This window comes from Corallococcus llansteffanensis (genome assembly GCF_003612055.1).
GTDB classification, from domain to species: Bacteria; Myxococcota; Myxococcia; order Myxococcales; family Myxococcaceae; genus Corallococcus; species Corallococcus llansteffanensis.
Genome location: NZ_RAWB01000662.1, coordinates 1 through 5,031, shown reverse-complemented (window position 1 = coordinate 5,031; position 5,031 = coordinate 1). Strand labels below are relative to the sequence as shown.

Below are 5,031 nucleotides of genomic sequence, written 5' to 3'. Positions count from 1 at the left end.
CGCCCCCGCACGTCCAGAAGGTGCTGGAGTCGCTGCGCATCCCCGTGACGGCCTGCTACGGCCCCACGGAGGGCACGCTCTTCACGAGCTGCTGGCGCATGGAGACCGTGGCGCAGGCCGGCGCGCCCGGGTCGCCCAACTCCAGCGGCCCCGTGGTGCCGGCCGAGGGCGACACGACGAACGTCTTGCGCGGCACCAGGTCCCCGGCGTTCAGCGGCGCCGCGCGCAGGAGCACGGTGGGGCGCTCGGCGTCCTCGGCGCTGAGCACCAGTTGGAACGCGCCCGTGTCCCTGGCGACGCGCACGCGCTGGGACAGGGGCCGCAGCGATTCATCCAGCGCCTGCACCTCCACGTCCGCGTCCACCTGCTGCGTGCCCTGCCGCACCAGCGTCCCCGTGAGCGTCACGAGCCGCGACGCGGTGGGCAGCTCGAACGCCACCGCGCCGCCGGTGGCCGGCTCCACCGTGGCGGTGCCCAGCAGCGGCGGCAGGCCCGGATCCACGGGGGTGAGCGTCACCGTGTAGTCGCCGGTGCCCACGGGCAGCATCCACGCGCCGTCGTCCGGGACGAGCGTCGTCTCGTAGCGGCGCGCGACGCCCGGGATGAGGTGGCTTTCGCCGGTGGCGAGCAGGTGGATGGGCGCGCGGTAGGCGGCGGGCACCGTGCCCCCGTCGACGGCGGGCACCGTGCCTCGCGACACGCGGCCCCTGAGGCGCACGGGGTCGAACAGCTCCAGGTTCTGCTCCGCGCGCAGCCGGTCCACCGGGAAGTCCTGCGCGTGCATGCCCGCCTTGGGGTGGGCCTGCACCTCCACGACGATGTCGCCGCCGGGGTTGCCGCAGCCATCCACGAAGCACACCTGGCCCGCGGCGCACTCCGCGTCGGAGCGGCACACGAGCTGATCCGGCGGCGCGTCCTCTTCGAAGAAGGCACACCCCGCGCCCGACACCCAGAGCGACAGGGCGAGGGTCCGGAGCGCGCGCCTCACTGACAGTCCCCCGGCACCGTGTTCACCACCCACGAGTACGAGGTGACGAAGCCCGGGTTCTTCACGGTGCCTGCGTCGTCGGGCAGGATCACCTCGTCGGGCGGCTCCACCTGACGCTGGTAGAGGCTCCGGTCCGTCACCAGCGCCTCCACCAGGTGGATGCCCGGCGCGCTCAGCGGGTTGTTTGCCGAGCGCAGGTCCATGTGCAGCGTGCCCCGGTCGTCGCGCCGCACCTGTCCGGTGCTGCTGTTGGCGAGGACGATCTGCCGGTAGTAGCCCTCGGGGTTGGACGGGTTGTAGTCCACGTACCACTCCACCGTGATGCGGTCGTCCACGTCCGGATCGTCCACCACCACGCTGAAGTCCTGCGTGCAGGAGCCCACGCCGAAGGCGCGCAGGATTCGCTCGGAGGGCTCCACCTGCTCCTCCACGATGCGCGGCGGCCGGTTCTTGAACTCCGGCACGGCCTCCAGCAGTGCTTCATCCTGGGGGATGAGGCACCCGGAGCCCGCCGCGAGCGCGGCGAGGCCCAGGCCCGCCACCAGCCGCTGGAGGATGCCTCGGGGCTGTCGCGTCGCGTGGGGGTGCATGGCGTGGTGGAAGCCTACAGCAGTTCTTCGTTCTCCTCGGGGGGCAGGGGACGCCCCGTCTTCTCCGCCTCCAGCTTCTCCAGGTGGCGGAAGATGGTGCGCGGATCCACGCCCAGGTCCTTGGCCGTCTTGGTGCGGTTGCCGTTGTTCCGGGCCAGGACCTCGTTGATGTAACGCTTCTGGAACTCTTCCTTGGCCTGGATGAGCGGCATGATGGGCTCCAGGTTCTCCGGCTTGAGGTCCAGGTCGTCCGGGCCCAACAGCGGCTTGTCCGCCAGCACCACCGCCTTCTTGAGGCGGTTCTCCAGCTCGCGGATGTTGCCGGGCCAGCCGTACTTCTTCATCGACACGGCGGCGGCGGGCGTGAAGCCGCGCGCCTTGGAGTTGAACTCGCGCGCGTACTTCTTGATGAACACCTGGCTCAGCAACACGATGTCCTCACCGCGCTCGCGCAGGGGCGGCAGCTTCACGGTGACGACGTTGAGGCGGTAGTAGAGGTCCTCGCGGAACGCGTTGCGCTTGACCTCCTCCTCCAGGATCTTGTTCGTCGCGGCCACCACGCGGATGTCCACCGGCTCGCCGCGGTTCTCACCGACCTTGTAGACGACCTTCTCCTGGAGCGCGCGCAAGAGCTTCACCTGGAGCTGGAGCGGCATCTCGCCAATCTCGTCCAGGAAGAGGGTGCCGCCGATGGCCGCCTGGAACTTGCCGGGCTTCGTCGCCACCGCGCCCGTGAAGGCGCCCTTGGCGTGGCCGAACAGCTCGCTCTCCAGCAGGTTCTCCGGGATGGCGCCGCAGTTCACCGTGATGAAGGGCCCCTTGGTGCGCGGCGAGCGGCGGTGGATCTCCCGCGCGATGAGCTCCTTGCCGGTGCCCGTCTCGCCGGTGATGAGGACGGAGATGTCCGTGGGGGCGATCTTGTCGATGCGCTTGTACACGTCCCGCATGCCGGGACACGCGCCCACGATGTCGCCGTAGCGCTGGTCCTCCAGCTTGCGCCTGAGCTCCGTGTTGTCGAGCTTGAGGTCGTTGACCAGCATCGCGTTCTGCAGGAGCAGGGACGCCTGCGCCGCGAACACGGTGAGCATGTCCAGGCTCTTGGGCTCGAAGCGGTTCACCAGCCGGTCGTTGCCCACGTAGAGCACGCCGAACAGGTCGCCCTTGTGCATCACGGGCACGCACATGACGGAGTGGACCTTGAGGTTGACCACCGACTCGCTGGCCTTGAACTCCGGGGTGTCCAGCGCGTCCGCGACGATGATGGCCTTCTGGTCCTTGACCACCTTGGCGATGATGGAGTCGGACAGCTTCTCCACCGCGTCCTCGATGTTCTCGCGCGCCACGTTGCGCGCCGCCTTCATGCGCGGCTCGCCGCTGTCCATCAGGATGAGGAAGCCCTTGTCGGCGCGCGTCACCTCGATGGCCTCGTCCAGCAGGCTCTCCAGGATGCGGTCCACGTCGTAGCTGCCGAAGAGCCGCTCGCTGAACGCGGTGAGCCGCTTGAGCAGCACCAGCTCCCGGCCCGCGACCCCGGGCAATTCCGACGTGTGCGAGTCGGACGAGCCAGCGACGGGGGACGCGAACGACGCGCCGGCTTCGGGGAGCTCGCGGCGCACGGGCTCGCGGGGGGCGTCCTCACGGGAGAAGGTCAGCTCGGTGGCGCCCACCTTCACCACGTCGCCGGTGGACAGCGCGTGGTTGTCGCGCCGCTTGCCGTTGACGTGGAAGGTGGCGCCCAGGCTGCCCACCTCGTAGCGGGTGCCGTCGAAGGTGACGTGCAGGGCGCTGGGAGGCACGTTGGTGTCCTCCAGGGGCACGTCGTTGTCGGATCCCCGCCCCAGGCTGGTGATGCGCTTGAGCAGGGAGACCGTGCGGACCTTTCCATCGGGGGTGCGGACGGTGAGGCTGGCCATGAGCGGAGCGCTTCCGGGGCTAGAACGTGAGGGTGAGACCGGCGCCCAGGCCACCGTGGGTGGAGTAGAGCCGCAGGCGCGGGGGAGGGGTGCTGGAGACGGCGGGAGGCGTCGGTTCCGGGCGGGACTCCACGGTGGTGCTGCTCACCACCTGGTCCTCGTGGTGGTAGACGGCGTCCACCACGCCCAGCGTGTACACGGTGTAGAAGCCGGTGGCGGACGCGAGCTTGAGCAGCTGCCAGGTGTCCGCCTGCCGGGCGCGGTCGGTGGGGATGTAGCGCACCGGGATGGCCGCGAGCCCGTCCGCGTCCAGGACGTTGTCCAGGTTGACGAGGCGCTCCTCGAAGAGCGAGTCGTACGCGAAGAAGGCGATGATGCTGGTGACGGCGAGCGCGCCCTCGGTGGCCGCGAAGACGATGCCCATGCTGTTGCGGCCCTGCTGGAACTGGCCGGCGCCGAACGGGACGAAGTTGACCAGGAAGTTGCGCTTCTCCACGGTGCGCACCGTCACCTGACGGGCCAGCTCCTCGGCGCGGCGGCGCTGGGTCTCCAGGGCGACGCGCTCCTGTTCCCGGCGCTCGGCCTCCGTCTTCTCACGCTCCAGCCGCAGGCGCTGCTCCTGGCGGAGGAAGTCGCGCTCGCCGGCCATCTGGTTCTTCAGGTCGTCGAAGAAGGCGACGGCCGGGGGCGGGACGACGAAGGGGTCCAGGCTGAAGTCGGGATCCAACCGGAGCACGGCGCGCAGGTGGCGCTCCGCCTCGTCGGTGCGGTTCAGGTTGAAGGCGGACAGGCCCGCGAGCTTGTGCAGCTCCACGAGGTCCTCTTCGGGCAGGTCGCCGCGGTCGATGCGCTGGCCGGCGCGCTCCAGCACCTCGGCGTACTTGCCGTACTCGAAGCCGGAGCGCAGGGCGGCGACCTCCGGATCCGCGCTGGGCGCAGGCTGCGCGCGCACGGCCGCGGGGCCCAGCAGGGCCAGCACCAGCGACACGAGGAGCAGCGGGCCTCGGCTCATTCGGGGCGCAGGCTCCCGCGAAGGGTGGTGGCCTTGCCCGGCTCCACCAGCACGACGCGCTTCTCCGTCTTGTACCCGGGCGAGGAGATCTCCACCTCCACGCGGTGCTGGAAGCTGGCGGGACCGCGCGGCGAGCGGATGTCGAAGGGCTGCTGGACGCTGTCGTGCGCGGTGCGCTCCACGTCGCCCACGCGCACGGTGGCGTCGGGCGGCTGGTAGTCGAGCGTGAGCTGCGAGGGCTTGAGGAGGGCGCGCAGGCGGAAGACGTTCTCGCCCTCGGACTTCACGTCGACGGTCTCCGTCGCGTCCTCGCAGTAGCCGCACGAGACGGTGATGGTGTGCGGGCCCGGGGACAGGTGCACGTCGTGCTGCGCGAGCTGCTGCGCGCTGGCCGGGCCGCCGTCCACGCGGATGGAGCCGTAGGGGCGCACGAGGATGGACACGGGGAGTCGGCCGTTGCGCGGGTGCTTGGACGCGTCGTCCTGGGGCTCGACGCTGGCGACGACCAGGGGGCGCTGTCCGGGGCGC

The 5,031-nt window shown here is 70.5% G+C and carries 4 protein-coding genes and 1 pseudogene; all 5 read right to left on the bottom strand.

The genetic code is table 11. From position 1 onward, the window contains the following. Window positions 1-55 precede the first annotated feature (55 nt). Window positions 56-988, bottom strand: coding sequence for a hypothetical protein (locus D7V93_RS37585; protein WP_120647910.1), 933 nt, complete (start codon window positions 986-988; stop codon window positions 56-58). Continuing rightward, window positions 985-1,578, bottom strand: coding sequence for a hypothetical protein (locus D7V93_RS37580; RefSeq protein WP_120647909.1), 594 nt, complete (start codon window positions 1,576-1,578; stop codon window positions 985-987). The genes D7V93_RS37585 and D7V93_RS37580 overlap by 4 nt, the downstream gene beginning before the upstream one ends. A gap of 14 nt (window positions 1,579-1,592) precedes the next feature. Further along, on the bottom strand, window positions 1,593-3,491 hold the full coding sequence (locus tag D7V93_RS37575; RefSeq protein WP_120647908.1) for a sigma 54-interacting transcriptional regulator: 1,899 nt from the start codon (window positions 3,489-3,491) through the stop codon (window positions 1,593-1,595). Between the two features lie 19 nt (window positions 3,492-3,510). Further along, a complete protein-coding gene (locus tag D7V93_RS37570; protein WP_120647907.1) occupies window positions 3,511-4,503 on the bottom strand; it encodes a tetratricopeptide repeat protein in 993 nt (330 codons plus the stop codon). After that, window positions 4,500-5,031 (bottom strand): annotated as a pseudogene (locus tag D7V93_RS37565) (serine/threonine-protein kinase); the annotation flags it as partial. The gene D7V93_RS37570 and the pseudogene D7V93_RS37565, both read right to left, overlap by 4 nt.

Excerpts from the sequence above, each read along its gene's own strand:
- D7V93_RS37580 (WP_120647909.1), bottom strand. The coding sequence starts at position 1,578 with ATGCACCCCCACGCGACGCGACAGCCCCGAGGCATCCTCCAGCGGCTG.
- D7V93_RS37575 (WP_120647908.1), bottom strand. The coding sequence starts at position 3,491 with ATGGCCAGCCTCACCGTCCGCACCCCCGATGGAAAGGTCCGCACGGTC.
- D7V93_RS37570 (WP_120647907.1), bottom strand. The coding sequence starts at position 4,503 with ATGAGCCGAGGCCCGCTGCTCCTCGTGTCGCTGGTGCTGGCCCTGCTG.